This window comes from Tabrizicola sp. (assembly GCF_051645465.1).
Taxonomy (GTDB): Bacteria; Pseudomonadota; Alphaproteobacteria; order Rhodobacterales; family Rhodobacteraceae; genus Tabrizicola.
In genome coordinates this window covers 1-13,785 of record NZ_JBOFBI010000121.1, presented here as the reverse complement: position 1 = coordinate 13,785, position 13,785 = coordinate 1, and the positions used below count along the sequence as shown (strand labels likewise).

The window sequence follows — 13,785 nt, the reverse complement described above, 5'->3', positions numbered from 1 at the left end:
CCGCGTCCCTTCCCCACCATAACCCGCTGCGGAGGGTGTCCCGATGACGAAATTCGTCCTTCGGCGGCTGGGAGTAATGCTCCTGACCGCTCTCGCTCTGACATTCGTGGTGTTTTACCTCACGAACCTTCCGCCAAACCTTGAAAAACTGGCGCGAACCGAGGGCTCAGTCCGCATGACGGACGAGGCTGTGGCAGCATGGATCGAACAGAACGGCCATTCGGGCAACATCTTCGCCCGCTACGGCCAGTGGCTGGGCGTGGTGCCGGGCTGGACCTACACTGACGAGAAGGGCCAGGCGCGCGGGCGCTGTTTCGAGATCGGCGCAGACCCGGCTGCCGCGCCAACCTTCTGCGGTATCCTTCAGGGCGACTGGGGCTTTTCGACTGTCTTCAAGCAACCCGTCGCGGGATCGCTTGGCGAAAAGCTCGCCGCCACGGGCTGGCTGATGCTCGCGGTGATGCTCGTGATGGTGCCGTCCGCGCTGATCCTCGGCGTCCTTTCCGGCATGAAGGAAGGATCGGTCACCGACCGCACGCTTTCGACCTTCTCGATCGCCACCACGGCCACGCCAGAGTACGTGTCAGGCGTCATCCTCGTTGCCCTGTTTGCCACCGCGGCGACGGGCATCTCGCCGATCCTCGCCGAATACGGGCTCATCGAGCCAAAGAAGACGCTGTTCCTGGCCTCGGCCACCTCGGCAATGGACGACATCACGTTCTGGAACTTCACGCTGCCGGTCCTGACGATCGCGCTTTACGGCATCGGCTACATCGCCCGCATGACCCGTGCCTCGATGACCGAGGTGATGACCCAGCAGTACATCCGGACCGCCCGGCTGAAAGGCGTAGGCTTCCGCTCGGTCGTCATGAAGCATGCGCTGCGGAACGCGCTCATAGCGCCTTTCACCGTCATCATGCTGCAGTTCCCCTGGCTTCTGAACGGCGTCGTGATTGTCGAGACGCTGTTCAACTACAAGGGCTTCGGCTGGACGCTGGTGCAAGCCGCCTCCAACAACGACATCCAGCTCCTGCTTGGCTGTTCCGTCGTTGCCGTCTTTGTCGTGCTGATAACGCAGCTGATCTCGGACATCGGCTATGTCTACCTGAACCCCCGCATCCGTCTGTCCTGAGGAGTTGAGAACATGGAAGCTCTGACCTGGACTGGAACTGCGGGCAACGTTCTTCTGCCGGTGCTGCAGATCGCCCTCATCGTCCTTGCCCTGGCACTGATCGCCAAACTGCTGCTGACCCTCGCGGGCGCCAACGGTCCGGGTTTGCCGGACGCCGATGGCACCATTACGGGCCGCTCACCCGGAGAGTATGCCGGGCTTACGATCCGGTACAGCTTCCTCGCGGCGCTCCTGTCGATCGTGGGAATGCTGGCAGCGGGCGCGGTGATGCCCTCGCCCGTCGAAGCGGGCATCTTCGGGGCCATGGCCGTCCGCCTCTGGCCGATCTGGCTGGCGCTGATCGCGACTTTCGTGCTGTCGATCCGCTTCAGACGCAGGCTGGGGCTTTACGGCAAGCTTTTCGATTCCACCGTCGGCATGATCGGCTTTGCCATCGTGATGTTCTGGGTCTTCACCGCCATCTTTGCCGACGTCATCATCACCCATGACCCGCTGGCGCAGATCGCCGGGCTGAAGAACGACCCCTCCGGCAGCGCCGCCGACAGCGCCTATGCCTGGTATCTCCTGGGCGGCGACCATCTGGGACGCGACGTGTTCAGCCGCATGGTGATGGGCGCGCGCGAGGTTTTGAAGATCGCCCCCGCCGCCACGCTCTTCGCCTTCATGGTCGGCATCACGCTCGGCCTGCCTGCCGGCTACTTCGGCGGGCGACTCGACACGATCATCTCGTTCTTTGCCAACCTCGTCCTCGCCTTCCCCGTGATCCTCCTCTTCTACCTCCTCGTCACGCCCGAGATCCGGGTCACCGGCATCCCTATCGTGCTGGCGGCGGTCCTCTTCATCTTCCCTATCATCTTCCTCTGCATCCTCTGGAACTCGCGCTACCACACCGACAAGACCAAGCGGAACCTTTACGTCGGGCTGACGCTGCTCCTCGGTCTCTGGGCCTATTCCGGGTTGGCCTTCAACATGGACCCGCTGGGCGTCTGGTCGATGGAACCGAACATGCTGAACGTGTTCGTCTCGGTCGTCTTCGTGAACTCGCCGGGTGTCTTCCGGATCGTGCGGGGCCTCGTGATGGACATCAAGGCGCGCGACTATGTGGCTGCCGGGCAGACCCGCGGCGAAGGCCCGTGGTACATCATGCTTTGGGAGATCCTGCCCAACGCGCGCGGCCCCCTGATCGTCGATTTCTGCCTGCGCATCGGCTATACGACGATCCTCCTTGGAACGCTCGGCTTCTTCGGGCTTGGCGTCTCGCCCGACAGCCCCGACTGGGGGTCGACCATCGACGACGGGCGGAAGCTTCTGAACCTCTTCCCCCACCCGGCGGTCGTGCCGGCCCTTGCTCTCATGAGCCTCGTCCTCGGCCTCAACCTTCTGGCCGACGGTCTGCGCGAAGAAAGCTTGAAGGATTAATGCCATGGCCGAAACGCTAGCCACCAAACCGTGGGACCCGTCCCAGCCCATCCTGGAAATCGAGAACCTCTCGATCTCGTTCTTCACGCGTCTCCGCGAGATTCCTGCGGTGATGGATTTCTCCTGCACCGTGATGGCGGGCGAGGCGATGGGGCTGGTTGGCGAATCCGGCTGCGGCAAGTCGACCGTGGCTTTGGCCGTCATGCGCGAACTGGGCAAGAACGGCCGGATCGTCGATGGCACGATCAAGTTCAAGGGCCGCGACCTGACCCATATGGGCGACGAAGACCTGCGCCGCATCCGCGGGTCGGAAATCGCCATGATCTATCAGGAACCGATGGCCTCGCTGAACCCTGCGATGAAGGTCGGGGCGCAGCTGGCCGAGGTTCCGATGATCCATCAGGGCATGGCCAGGGACGATGCCTGGAAGCTGGCACGGCAGATCGTGGCCGACGTACGCCTCCCCGACCCCGACCGCATCGTGAACGCCTATCCCCACCAGCTTTCGGGCGGCCAGCAGCAGCGCATCGTCATCGCGATGGCGCTGATGGCAAAGCCTGCGCTTCTGATCCTGGACGAACCCACCACCGCGCTTGATGTGACGGTCGAAGCCGGGATCGTGGACCTCGTCAAAGAGCTGGGCGAGAAATACGGCACCTCGATGCTCTTCATCAGCCACAACCTTGGCCTCGTGCTCGACGTCTGCGACCGGCTTTGCGTCATGTATTCAGGTGAGGCGGTGGAAACCGGCAACGTCGCCGAAGTCTTCACCGAAATGCGCCACCCCTACACGCAGGCCCTCTTCCGCTCGATCCCCCTGCCCGGCGCCGACAAGAACTCACGCCCGCTGATTTCGATCCCCGGCAACTTCCCCCTGCCGCATGAACGCCCGAAGGGCTGCAACTTCGGCCCGCGCTGCGACTACTTCCAGGCCGGGCGCTGTGACCACGCCGATATCCCGATGTCCACCGTCCCCACTGGCGACCGGCACGCAAGCCGCTGCCTGCGCTGGTCGGAAATCGACTGGGACGCCCCCCCGGCAAAGCGGGTTGCCAAGGAAAAGCGCCCCCTCGGCGAAGTCGTGCTGAAGATGGAGGACCTCAAGAAATACTACAGCGTCTCCACCGGTGCCTTCGGCGGCGGGATGAGCAAAGTGGTGAAAGCCAACGAAACGCTCAGCTTCGAGGCGCACGCCGGCGAAACGCTGGCCATCGTCGGCGAATCCGGTTGCGGAAAATCCACCTTTGCGAAGGTGCTGATGGGGCTTGAGACCGCGACCAGCGGCAACATCATGCTCTTCGACGAAAACGTGCAGTCGACCCCGATCCAGAAGCGGGGCGCTGATACGATCTCCAGCCTGCAGATGGTGTTCCAGAACCCCTTCGACACGCTGAACCCCAGCATGACCGTAGGCCGCCAGATCATCCGCGCGCTCGAGGTCTTCGGCTACGGCAAATCGGATTCCGAGCGCGAGCAAAGGATGCTTGAGCTTCTGGATCTGGTGAAGCTTCCGCGTGCCTTCGCCGAACGGATGCCCCGCCAGCTTTCGGGCGGCCAGAAGCAGCGCGTCGGTATCGCCCGCGCCTTTGCAGGGGGCGCCAAGGTGGTCATCGCCGACGAACCCGTCAGCGCATTGGACGTCAGCGTTCAGGCCGCGGTGACCGACCTTCTGATGGACATCCAGCGCGAAAATGGCACGACGCTTCTCTTCATCAGCCATGACCTTTCGATCGTGCGCTACCTCAGCGACCGGGTCATGGTGATGTACCTCGGCCATGTCGTCGAAATGGGCTCGACCGATCAGGTCTTCTCACCGCCCTACCACCCCTATACCGAGGCGCTTCTGTCCGCCGTCCCGATTGCCGACCCGAGGGTCACGCGCAAGCGCATTGTCCTGGAAGGCGACATCCCCTCGGCCATGAACCCGCCCCCCGGTTGCCCGTTCCAGACCCGCTGCCGCTGGAAGTCGCAGGTCCCCAACGGCCTTTGCGACCGTGAAGTGCCGCCGGTGCAGGTACTGGCCGAGGGTCACCAGATCAAGTGCCATCTCTCGGTCGAGGTGCTTTCGAAGATGGAGCCGGTGATCAAGATCGCCGCCGAATAGGTGGAGTCCGGCAGAAATAGTCGGACGGAGGGCTCTTTCTTCGCGGCCTTGGTTAATGGCGCCAGTATATACAGCGGGTATATACATAAGCAAAACGGCTTCAAGACGCCTTCCAGACCGAAGCCAGGGACCGGGAATCAGCAGAAGCTCCGAAGGTTAACCCTCCGGCCGTCCTCGTTTCGCAATCTTGGGACTTCTTTCCCCGAAGGCGGTCGTATCGTCGGCGCTAACCCAGGATGGCCTTCACATAACCCTCGGTCTCGGCATAGGGCGGCACGCCGTCATGCTGTTCCACAGCACCCGGCCCGGCGTTGTAGGCGGCCAGCGCAAGCTCCCAGGTTCCGAACTTGTCGAACATCATCCGCAGATACCGCGCGCCGCCCTCCAGATTTTCTTCCGGATTGTCGATATCGACCCCGAGCTTCTGGGCGGTTCCCGGCATCAGCTGCGCAAGACCCGTGGCACCCTTATGCGAGACCGCAGTTGCATTCCAACCGCTCTCCTGCTGGACCAGTCGCAGGAACAGGTCTTCCGGCACACCATGCTTCCGCGCTGCGGCTTTGGCGACCTCAAGGTACTGGCCCTTGTAGCTCCCGCGATAGGCCGGGATGCCCTCGGTGCTTGCGACTTCTTCCTTGTTTTTCTTATAGTTGGGCGTGTGCTTGACCGAACCGCTGTATTGCTTCGCCAGCTTCTTGTCGATGAGGGCCGCCTGGGATTCAAAGATCGCCTTGCGCGATTTGGACGAACCCGAAATGTTCAGACCCTCTGCCAGCGCCCCGATCGGCAGCGCAGTCAGCACAACAACAACGGTGGCCAGACGGACGAGCTTGTTCGACAATCCTGCACCTGTCCCCCAAAACACCTTACGGTGCGACCGGCGAGACTATAGCCGGTTTGTCCCGGTTTTCCAGTCGGGATTTTATGGGCTTTCCTCACCTTGCCAAGACCCGGCAGAGCTTTGCCTGCAAGCCGAGTTGCAGCGGCTCGCAGGCACTGTATAGGTTTGTTAACCATCCGCGTCGAAGCTGACACGGACACCATAAGGAGAATCGCATGGCGGGGTCGGTCAACAAGGTCATCATCGTGGGCAACCTCGGCCGCGACCCGGAGGTGCGGAGCTTTCCGAATGGCGGCAAGGTCGTGAACCTTCGCATCGCCACATCGGAAACCTGGCGCGACAAGCAGACGGGTGAGCGTAAGGAGCGTACCGAATGGCATTCGGTCGCGATCTTCAACGAGGCGCTTGGCAAGATCGCCGAGCAGTACCTGCGCAAGGGCTCGACCGTCTATATCGAGGGGCAGCTTGAAACCCGGAAATGGCAGGACCAGTCCGGCGCGGATCGCTACACGACCGAGATCGTGCTGCGGCAGTTCCGGGGCGAACTGACGCTGCTTGGCGGTCGCGACGGCGGCTCGGGCGGCGGTGGCGGCGGGTATGACGACCGCGGCGGCTATGATGAGGGCGGGCAATCGGGCGGCGGCTCGCAGGGCGGTCGTGGCGGATCGGGCGGCGGGTCGGGTGGCGGCGGCAGCCGGTCCGACATGGATGACGAGATCCCGTTCTGACACCTGCCTCCCGCGCCACTGGACCTTGACGGGTATAATCCCTATATAATTGGTCAACAAACTTTGGCGCCGGGTAGGAAAGATGCACGACCAGATCGAGGGCAAGCCGCTCATCAAGCCCTCCAGCACCGATCATCCGCTGTATCCGCAGATCGTCGAGGCCTGCCGGACGGTGTATGATCCTGAAATTCCGGTGAACATCTACGACCTCGGCCTCGTCTACACGATCGAGATCGGGGAAGAGAACGAGGTCGACATCACGATGACGCTGACCGCTCCGGGCTGCCCGGTGGCCGGCGAAATGCCCGGCTGGGTCGCCAATGCGGTCGAACCTTTGCCGGGTGTCAAGCATGTCGACGTCCAGATGACCTTCGATCCGCCCTGGGGCATGGACATGATGTCCGACGAGGCCCGGCTGGAACTGGGGTTCATGTAGGGCAAGCCCAGAAGTTTGCATTTTCTAGAAGCAAGCCAATACGGTTGCATTTCAAGATAGCAAGCTGTATGACTTGCTTATGGAGCCCCAAGCCGCCGTCCTGACCGGAGACCTGATCGGCTCGACCGACGCCGAACCAGCGGCGGTCGAGGCGGCGATGGACCTCATCTCCCACACTGCAAACCGCATCAATCCTTTGACCCGCTTTACCAGATATCGCGGGGATGGTTGGCAGATCTATCTTCAAAATCCGGGTCTTGGCCTGACCACCACGCTGCTCTTCGTGTCTGAACTAAGGGCCAGGGGCGGGCTTGAAAGCCGCATCGCGCTGGGCCTTGGCTCGGCATATGTCGAAAACGAGAAAAGCCTCGGGACCGCCAGTGGCAGCGCCTTCATCGCATCCGGTCGCGCGCTGGACGACCTGAGACCGCCCCGCCGCCTGGTGCTCGCTGGCGAAGGTACCGACAAGCTGCACCTTCGTTTGATTGCCATGATCGACCGGCAGACCGCAACCTGGTCCCCAGAGCAGGCTGAAGTGATCGCGATGGCCCTGGCCCCTGAAGGCGCTCCAACTCAATCGATAATGGCGGAACGCCTTGGCATCAGCAGACAGGCCGTCGCCGCTCGCCTGCAAGCTGCCGGATTCGACCAGATAAACGGCGCGGCAAATGACTTCCTTGATCACTTCGGACACAAAGGCGATCCAGATGATTGAAACCCTCGCCGCCCTGCTCTTCGCTCATGTGCTTGCCGATTTTGTCTTTCAAACCAACTGGATGGTCGCGAACAAGCGCACCCCTGCAGGCCTTGGGCTTCACGGTGCGGTCGTCCTCGTCACAGCCATCATCGCGACCGGAGGTGTTGACCTGGGCCTCGTCTGGCTGACGGCACTGCACGTCGCCACCGATGCCCTGAAGGCGCGGGCGCCGCGCGGGGTTGGACCCTTCCTTCTTGATCAGGCCGCACATCTCGCGGTGCTGGCCGCCCTCGCAATCTCGCGGCCGACGATCTGGACCGAAGGCGTCTGGGCCGATATCGCCCCCCTGCCCGGCCTGATGGCCCTTGCCAGCGGAGCAATCCTTGCCACCCGCGCAGGCGGCTTTGCCATCGGCCTGCTGATGGAGCCCTTCGCGGAAAAGCTGCTCCCCGACATCCGTGCTGAAAGCCTTCCTGGCGCGGGTCGCCTCATCGGCCTTCTGGAACGCGGGCTCATCTTCGCCCTTGTCCTTCTGGGGCAAACTGGCGGCGTGGGCTTCCTGATAGCCGCCAAGTCGATCCTGCGTTTCGGCGCCCTGAAAGACGACCGGGCGTTCTCGGAATACGTCATAATCGGCACGCTCGCGTCGTTCGGCTGGGCCTTGCTGACCGGCTATTGCTGCCTTGCTCTGCTTGCAGCACTTCCCCCGCTTGGAATTCTGCCTGCAACACCTTAGATTAAAGGCCAGAGGAGCAAACCCATGTTCGGCATTCCCGGCAAAGCCGCCGTCACCCTTACCCCCGCCGCCACCAGCCAGATCGCCCGGCTGATGGAGCGTCAGGGATCAAGCGGTCTTCGCATCGGCGTCAAGAAGGGCGGCTGTGCGGGCATGGAATACACGATGGAATATGTCAGCTCTGTCAACCCCTTGGACGAGGTTGTTGAACAGGACGGCGCCCGGGTGATGATCGCCCCCATGGCCCAGATGTTCCTGATCGGAACCGAGATCGACTATGAGACCGGGCTTCTCGAAGCCGGGTTCAAGTTCCGCAACCCGAATGTGGCCGAAGCCTGCGGCTGCGGGGAATCGATCAAGTTCCGCGACGCACCCGCCGCCTGATCGCAAAGCAAGACCTGGCCCCAAGCGCCGACAGATTGTTCCCGATCTGTAGTCTTTTCCTTTCGGCTCAATCGCGTTAGGCGTGTGCCGACTGCAAGGGGGACAGCAGCATGAAGAAACTCGCCGCCGGAAACTGGAAAATGAATGGCACCGCCGCCTCGCTGGTCGAGGTAACGGCGCTTCTTGCCGCCCACCCTGATCCGGTCTGCGAGATGCTCCTCTGCCCGCCTGCCACGCTGATTGCCCAGATGGCCACCGCCGCGAAGGGCACTGCGCTCAAGGTCGGCGCGCAGGACTGCCACCCAAAGCCCCAGGGCGCCCATACCGGCGATATCTCTGCCGCCATGCTGACGGACGCGGGCGCAACCCACGTGATTCTGGGCCATTCCGAACGCCGCACCGATCATGGCGAGACCGATGCCCTGGTCCGCGCAAAGGCCGAAGCGGTGGTGGATGCCGGGCTGATCGCCATCGTCTGCATCGGCGAGACGGAGTCCGAGCGTGACTCCGGCAAGACGCTTGCTGTGATCGGCACCCAGCTTGATGGTTCGGTCCCTGGTGGGGCAACAGCGGCCAATCTGGTCATCGCTTACGAACCCGTCTGGGCGATCGGCACTGGCCGGACACCTACGCTCTCCGAGATCGCCGAAGTGCACAGCTTCCTGCGCGGTCGCCTCCGCGGCCTTATCGGTGACCAGGCGGAAGGCGTGCGCATCCTTTATGGCGGCTCGGTCAAACCCTCGAACGCGGCAGAGATCTTCGCTGTCCCGCACGTAGACGGGGCGCTCGTCGGGGGTGCTAGCCTCAAGGCCGCCGATTTCGGCGCCATCGTCGAGGCGCTTTCAGCCGCCTGACGACCAAAGCTGGTCGCTGACGGGCCAGCCCGCAGACAGCCCGCGGGCTATGCATCCCGCATGACCGCCCTTGAACCAACGGCCCGCCGATCCCTCGTCGCCGCAAACCTGATCTGCCTTGCCTCGATGGTCGTCTGGGCGGCGGGTCTTCCGGCTGCCGACCTCATCATTCCGCATATGCCGCCCATCGCGCTCACCGCCGCCCGCGCGCTTCTGGCGGCGCTGGTGCTGGTGCCGATCTGGTGGATGGTCGATGGCAAACGGGCGGTCCTTGGCGCCGACTGGTTGACGGGCGCCTGGGTCGGCTTTGTCGCACTGGGCATGGCCTCATTCTTCGTCGTCATCGCACTGCAGCTCAACGATCCGGTCACAGTGGCGATCGTCACCGCGGTCATGCCGGTCGCGGGCATTCTTCTGGAATGCGTTGCCGACAAACGACCGTTCACCAAAGCCCTCGCCGTTGGCCTGGTCCTGTCCGTCGCGGGCGGCCTGATCGCCGTAAGGGGCGCCGAGGGTGAGCTCGACTTCGGTTTTGGTGTCCTCGCAGCACTTGCGTCGGTCCTCTGCTACACGTGGGGCTCACGCGAAACCGTGCGCGCCCTGCCCGCGCTCACCCCGCTTGGGCGGAGCGCCATTACGGTGGCGGGCTGCGCCCTGATCGCAACCCTTGCCGCTATCGCTGACGGGCTTTTGCGCGGCGCCTGGCCCGCGTGGTCGGCCATCGGCCTGCCAGAGTTGGGGGGCCTGGCGATCTTCGGGATCGGATCGATGGCGGTTTCCCAACTGCTCTGGATCGTCTCGGTCGGCCGGATCGGGATCGGGGCGGCGTCGATGCACATGAATGCGGTGCCGTTCTATGTCATGCTGATGGTGTTCCTGATCGGCGGCCCCTGGAACTGGTGGCAGACCCTGGGCGCCGCCATCGTCGTCATCGGAGCACTCGTCGCCCAAGGTCTGATCGGGAAGCAACGGGTCTGATGCAAGAGCTTCAGCAATCCCCGAAAGAGCCGGAGTTCGTGCAGAACCCCTACCCGTTCTACGAACGTGCCCGCGAGGCCGGTCCCTTCTTTCGCTGGCAGGACTATGGCCTTGTCTGCACCGGCAACGCTGCCGCCGTGAATGCGATCTTCCGTGACCGGCGCTTTGGTCGCGAACCGGTCGAACCCCTGCCGATCCCGCCGCATCTTGCGCCCTTCTACGCGGTCGAGGCGCATTCGATGCTGGAACTGGAGCCTCCCCGCCACACCCGGCTCCGCAATCTGGTGCTGCGCGCCTTCACCTCGCGCCGGATCGCCGGGCTGCAGCCTGATATCGAGGCGCTGGCGGAAGAGCTTGTCGCAGCCTTCCCCGCAGGCGAATTTGACCTTCTGAAAGCCTTCGCCCAGCCCCTGCCCGTCCGGATCATCGCCCGGCTTCTGGGCGTACCGGAAGAGATGGCCCCCGACCTCCTCAGCTGGTCGAATGCCATGGTGGGCATGTACATGGCCGGCCGCACCCGCGAGATGGAAACCCGCGCCGTCGCCGCGACCGAGGCTTTCGTGGCCTTCCTGCGTGCCTACGTCAACGACCGCCGCGCACGGCCCGCCGATGACCTGATCTCGCAGCTGATCGCCGCCGAGATGGAGGGCGAGAAACTCTCGACCGATGAGCTGATCTCGACCTGCATCCTCCTCCTGAACGCCGGACACGAGGCCACGGTGCATACGATCGGCAACGGGGTGAAGGCGCTCCTGGAGACGCACACACCCCTTTCGGCCCTGGACCCGGAGGCAGCGGAGGCGACTGTCGAGGAAATCCTCCGCTACGACCCCGCGCTCCACATGTTCACCCGCTGGGCCTATGAGGACGTCGAGGTGATGGGTCACACCTTCCACCGTGGCGATCAGGTCGGGCTCCTCCTCGCCATGGCGAACCGCGATCCCGGCGTCTGGGAGGACCCCGCCCGGTTCAACCCCGCCCGCCCGGTCAAGCCGACGGCCACCTTCGGCGCGGGGCTCCACTTCTGCGTCGGCGCTCCCCTCGCCCGCCTGGAACTGCAGATCGCCCTGCCCATCCTCTTCCGCCGCTGCCCCGACCTCAAGCTCTCCCAGGCCCCGGAGTATGCCGACGTCTTCCACTTCCATGGCCTCGGCGCCCTGCAAGTAACGACCTGACGGGCCTTTCACATTTGCCCAAGTATCCCCGCCGGAGGCCGCCCGAGCCTCTGCGCGTTCTTCACGCGCAGAGGCGAGACAAAGAGTCTTCGCGCGTCAGCGCTCAATTTGAAAACCGCCGGTCACAACGGCAGAACAGTGGTCGACTTGATCTCTTCCATGCTCAGAAGTGCGGTCACATTGTAGATACGCACCTCGGAAATCAGCGCCTGATAGAACGTGTCATAAGCCCGCGCATTCTTCACCCTGACCTTCAGGATATAGTCGATATCCCCCGCCAGCCGGTGCGCCTCCAGCACCTCGGGCCGCTCCCTCAGCGCCTTCAGAAACTTGCGCTGCCATTCCGCCTCATGCTCCGACGTGCGGATCAGAACGAAGAAGCACGCCTCCAGCCCCAGCGCCTCGGCATCGAGGATCGCCGTCGTCCGGGTGATCACCCCCTGCTCCCGCATCCGCCGGATCCGGTTCCACACCGGCGTCTTCGACGAACCCACTTTCCGCGCGATCTCGTCCAGCGACTGCTCAGCATCCGACTGCAGCTCCGACAGGATTTTCCGGTCCAGATCGTCCAGTTGGGCCGCCATTCGCATCCTCCGCCAATTCCCGGAACCACGTTCCACCACCGTCCAGTATCAGAACAAACGTCCTTATCTGCAAGCCCATCTGGCCCAAACATGGGAAAATCTCCTATATTCGGACAGCTATCCCGCGACCCGAGGGCAGATCATGAACCGCCGTTTCACCCCCAAGATCGTCACCGCCAACCTCCTGCGTGAGGGGGACGTGGTCTACCTCACCGCCGACGACCGCTGGTCGCAGTTTCACCATGAGGCCGAGCTCATCGAGGATGAGGCTCATGCCCAAATGCGGCTTCTCCATGCCGCCGCACAGAAGCTCTTCGTCGTGGGCGCCTATCTGGCCGATGCAAAACCCGGGCCGAACGGGCCGGAACCTACGCACTTCCGTGAGGAATTCCGCACCCGCGGCCCGTCGAACTACAACCATGGCAAACAAGCCGACCTGGCGAACTGAGGCGGGCGATGTATTCCTACTCCGACTTCGACGAAGCCTTTGTCCGCGCCCGCGTCGCGCAGTTCAGCCAGCAGGTCGAACGCCGCCTTGACGGCAGCCTGACGGAAGACGAATTCCGTCCCCTCCGCCTGATGAACGGCCTTTACCTGCAGCTTCACGCCTACATGCTGCGGATCGCCATTCCCTACGGCACCGTCTCCCCCCGCCAGATGCGGCAGCTGGCGATGATCGCCGACACCTGGGACAAGGGCTACGGCCACTTCACCACCCGCCAGAACATCCAGTTCAACTGGCCGAAACTGCCGGACGTACCCGCGATCCTTGGCGCTCTCGCGGACGTGGAGATGCACGCGATCCAGACCTCCGGCAACTGCGTCCGGAACGTCACCGCCGACCATTTCGCCGGTGCTGCCGCTGACGAGATCGCCGACCCCCGCCCCTACGCAGAACTTCTCCGCCAGTGGTCCACCGACCACCCGGAATTCCAGTTCCTTCCCCGCAAGTTCAAGATCGCCATCACCGGCAGCCCGAACGACCGCGCGGTGACGAAAGCCCATGACATCGGCCTTCGCATGCACCGCAACGACAAAGGTGAGCCCGGTTTCGAGGTCATGGTCGGCGGCGGCCTCGGCCGGACCCCGATGATCGGCGTCACCGTGCGCCAATTCCTGCCCGAAGCCGACCTCCTGCCTTACGTCGAGGCCATCCTCAGCGTCTACAACACGCTCGGCCGGCGCGATAACAAGTACAAGGCGCGGATCAAGATCACCGTGCACGAGACCGGGGCCGAGGAAATCACCCGGATGATCGAGGCCCGCTTCGCCGAGCTTCGCCCCCTTTTCGGTGGGAACGACCAGAAGCTTCTGGCCGAAATCGCCGAAGCCTTCGCACCCCCCGCCTTCCGGAACGCGCCGACCGACGCCTACGACGCCTTCTACAAGGCCGACCCGGTCTTCCGCGCATGGGCCGACACGAACCTCACCGCGCACCGGAATGCCCAATACGCGATCGTGACGGTCAGCCTCAAGGCCCACGGCGCAACGCCCGGCGACGCGACTTCCGATCAGATGAGGTTGATGGCTGATCTTGCTGAAAGATATGGACATTCCGACCTGAGGATCAGCCACGAACAGAACGTCATCCTGCCGCATGTCCACAAGTCCGACCTGCCAGTGCTGCACGCCGCCCTGCAAAAGGCCGGGCTAGGCACAGCAAACGTCGGGCTCCTCTCCGACATCATCGCCTGCCCCGGCATGGACTACTGCGCCC

15 protein-coding genes are annotated in these 13,785 nt (G+C 63.4%); 13 read left to right on the top strand and 2 right to left on the bottom strand.

Annotated elements, in window-relative coordinates; genetic code table 11:
• Positions 1–43 precede the first annotated feature (43 nt).
• Genes ACRCSW_RS07535 through ACRCSW_RS07525 form a run of 3 tightly spaced genes read left to right on the top strand, consistent with a single transcriptional unit; the run spans position 44 to position 4,655 of the window.
• Positions 44–1,132 (top strand): ABC transporter permease, encoded by a 1,089-nt coding sequence (locus ACRCSW_RS07535; RefSeq protein WP_438703903.1) that lies wholly within the window; start codon positions 44–46, stop codon positions 1,130–1,132.
• A 12-nt stretch (positions 1,133–1,144) separates the two neighbouring features.
• Positions 1,145–2,551 (top strand): ABC transporter permease, encoded by a 1,407-nt coding sequence (locus tag ACRCSW_RS07530; protein ID WP_438703901.1) that lies wholly within the window; start codon positions 1,145–1,147, stop codon positions 2,549–2,551.
• A 4-nt stretch (positions 2,552–2,555) separates the two neighbouring features.
• Positions 2,556–4,655: a dipeptide ABC transporter ATP-binding protein gene (locus ACRCSW_RS07525; protein ID WP_438703900.1), complete on the top strand. Its 2,100-nt coding sequence runs from the start codon at positions 2,556–2,558 to the stop codon at positions 4,653–4,655.
• A gap of 226 nt (positions 4,656–4,881) precedes the next feature.
• Here ACRCSW_RS07525 and ACRCSW_RS07520 read toward each other — a convergent pair whose 3' ends face one another.
• Positions 4,882–5,496: a lytic transglycosylase domain-containing protein gene (locus ACRCSW_RS07520; protein ID WP_438703898.1), complete on the bottom strand. Its 615-nt coding sequence runs from the start codon at positions 5,494–5,496 to the stop codon at positions 4,882–4,884.
• A 215-nt stretch (positions 5,497–5,711) separates the two neighbouring features.
• Between ACRCSW_RS07520 and ssb the strand changes: the two genes are divergently transcribed.
• From ssb to ACRCSW_RS07480, 8 genes are all read left to right on the top strand, one after another.
• Complete coding sequence (ssb, locus tag ACRCSW_RS07515; protein WP_438703896.1) at positions 5,712–6,224, top strand: single-stranded DNA-binding protein; 513 nt, start codon at positions 5,712–5,714, stop codon at positions 6,222–6,224.
• 82 nt (positions 6,225–6,306) lie between these two features.
• A complete protein-coding gene (locus ACRCSW_RS07510) occupies positions 6,307–6,660 on the top strand; it encodes an SUF system Fe-S cluster assembly protein (protein WP_438703894.1) in 354 nt (117 codons plus the stop codon).
• 157 nt (positions 6,661–6,817) lie between these two features.
• Positions 6,818–7,375: a hypothetical protein gene (locus ACRCSW_RS07505; RefSeq protein WP_438703893.1), complete on the top strand. Its 558-nt coding sequence runs from the start codon at positions 6,818–6,820 to the stop codon at positions 7,373–7,375.
• Positions 7,368–8,093 carry a DUF3307 domain-containing protein gene (locus tag ACRCSW_RS07500; RefSeq protein ID WP_438703891.1) on the top strand — a complete coding sequence of 242 codons (726 nt, stop codon included), beginning with the start codon at positions 7,368–7,370 and terminating at the stop codon, positions 8,091–8,093. Before ACRCSW_RS07505 ends, ACRCSW_RS07500 begins: the two co-directional genes overlap by 8 nt.
• Before the next feature lie 24 nt (positions 8,094–8,117).
• The gene (locus ACRCSW_RS07495) at positions 8,118–8,477 is read left to right on the top strand and encodes a HesB/IscA family protein (protein WP_438703889.1); all 360 of its coding nucleotides are present in this window, start codon (positions 8,118–8,120) and stop codon (positions 8,475–8,477) included.
• 110 nt (positions 8,478–8,587) lie between these two features.
• A complete protein-coding gene (gene tpiA / locus ACRCSW_RS07490; RefSeq protein WP_438703888.1) occupies positions 8,588–9,331 on the top strand; it encodes a triose-phosphate isomerase in 744 nt (247 codons plus the stop codon).
• Positions 9,332–9,391: 60 nt separating this feature from the next.
• Positions 9,392–10,309 carry a DMT family transporter gene (locus tag ACRCSW_RS07485; RefSeq protein ID WP_438703886.1) on the top strand — a complete coding sequence of 306 codons (918 nt, stop codon included), beginning with the start codon at positions 9,392–9,394 and terminating at the stop codon, positions 10,307–10,309.
• Positions 10,309–11,484 (top strand): cytochrome P450, encoded by a 1,176-nt coding sequence (locus ACRCSW_RS07480; protein ID WP_438703885.1) that lies wholly within the window; start codon positions 10,309–10,311, stop codon positions 11,482–11,484. Before ACRCSW_RS07485 ends, ACRCSW_RS07480 begins: the two co-directional genes overlap by 1 nt.
• A gap of 122 nt (positions 11,485–11,606) precedes the next feature.
• Here the strand turns inward: ACRCSW_RS07480 and ACRCSW_RS07475 are convergent, their stop codons facing one another.
• Positions 11,607–12,068, bottom strand: a complete 462-nt coding sequence (locus ACRCSW_RS07475) for an Lrp/AsnC family transcriptional regulator (RefSeq protein ID WP_438703884.1) — start codon at positions 12,066–12,068, stop codon at positions 11,607–11,609.
• Positions 12,069–12,210: 142 nt separating this feature from the next.
• Here ACRCSW_RS07475 and ACRCSW_RS07470 point away from each other — a divergent pair, with 142 nt between their 5' ends.
• Both ACRCSW_RS07470 and ACRCSW_RS07465 read left to right on the top strand, forming a co-directional pair.
• Positions 12,211–12,516 (top strand): DUF2849 domain-containing protein, encoded by a 306-nt coding sequence (locus ACRCSW_RS07470; protein WP_438703882.1) that lies wholly within the window; start codon positions 12,211–12,213, stop codon positions 12,514–12,516.
• Between the two features lie 8 nt (positions 12,517–12,524).
• Positions 12,525–13,785: nitrite/sulfite reductase (locus tag ACRCSW_RS07465; protein WP_438703881.1), on the top strand; the 1,261-nt coding region annotated here is incomplete at its 3' end.

Excerpts from the sequence above, each read along its gene's own strand:
- ACRCSW_RS07525 (WP_438703900.1), top strand. The coding sequence starts at position 2,556 with ATGGCCGAAACGCTAGCCACCAAACCGTGGGACCCGTCCCAGCCCATC.
- ACRCSW_RS07480 (WP_438703885.1), top strand. The coding sequence starts at position 10,309 with ATGCAAGAGCTTCAGCAATCCCCGAAAGAGCCGGAGTTCGTGCAGAAC.
- ACRCSW_RS07510 (WP_438703894.1), top strand. The coding sequence starts at position 6,307 with ATGCACGACCAGATCGAGGGCAAGCCGCTCATCAAGCCCTCCAGCACC.
- ssb (WP_438703896.1), top strand. The coding sequence starts at position 5,712 with ATGGCGGGGTCGGTCAACAAGGTCATCATCGTGGGCAACCTCGGCCGC.
- ACRCSW_RS07500 (WP_438703891.1), top strand. The coding sequence starts at position 7,368 with ATGATTGAAACCCTCGCCGCCCTGCTCTTCGCTCATGTGCTTGCCGAT.
- ACRCSW_RS07530 (WP_438703901.1), top strand. The coding sequence starts at position 1,145 with ATGGAAGCTCTGACCTGGACTGGAACTGCGGGCAACGTTCTTCTGCCG.
- ACRCSW_RS07470 (WP_438703882.1), top strand. The coding sequence starts at position 12,211 with ATGAACCGCCGTTTCACCCCCAAGATCGTCACCGCCAACCTCCTGCGT.
- ACRCSW_RS07495 (WP_438703889.1), top strand. The coding sequence starts at position 8,118 with ATGTTCGGCATTCCCGGCAAAGCCGCCGTCACCCTTACCCCCGCCGCC.
- ACRCSW_RS07535 (WP_438703903.1), top strand. The coding sequence starts at position 44 with ATGACGAAATTCGTCCTTCGGCGGCTGGGAGTAATGCTCCTGACCGCT.
- ACRCSW_RS07475 (WP_438703884.1), bottom strand. The coding sequence starts at position 12,068 with ATGGCGGCCCAACTGGACGATCTGGACCGGAAAATCCTGTCGGAGCTG.
- ACRCSW_RS07485 (WP_438703886.1), top strand. The coding sequence starts at position 9,392 with ATGACCGCCCTTGAACCAACGGCCCGCCGATCCCTCGTCGCCGCAAAC.
- ACRCSW_RS07505 (WP_438703893.1), top strand. The coding sequence starts at position 6,818 with ATGGACCTCATCTCCCACACTGCAAACCGCATCAATCCTTTGACCCGC.
- tpiA (WP_438703888.1), top strand. The coding sequence starts at position 8,588 with ATGAAGAAACTCGCCGCCGGAAACTGGAAAATGAATGGCACCGCCGCC.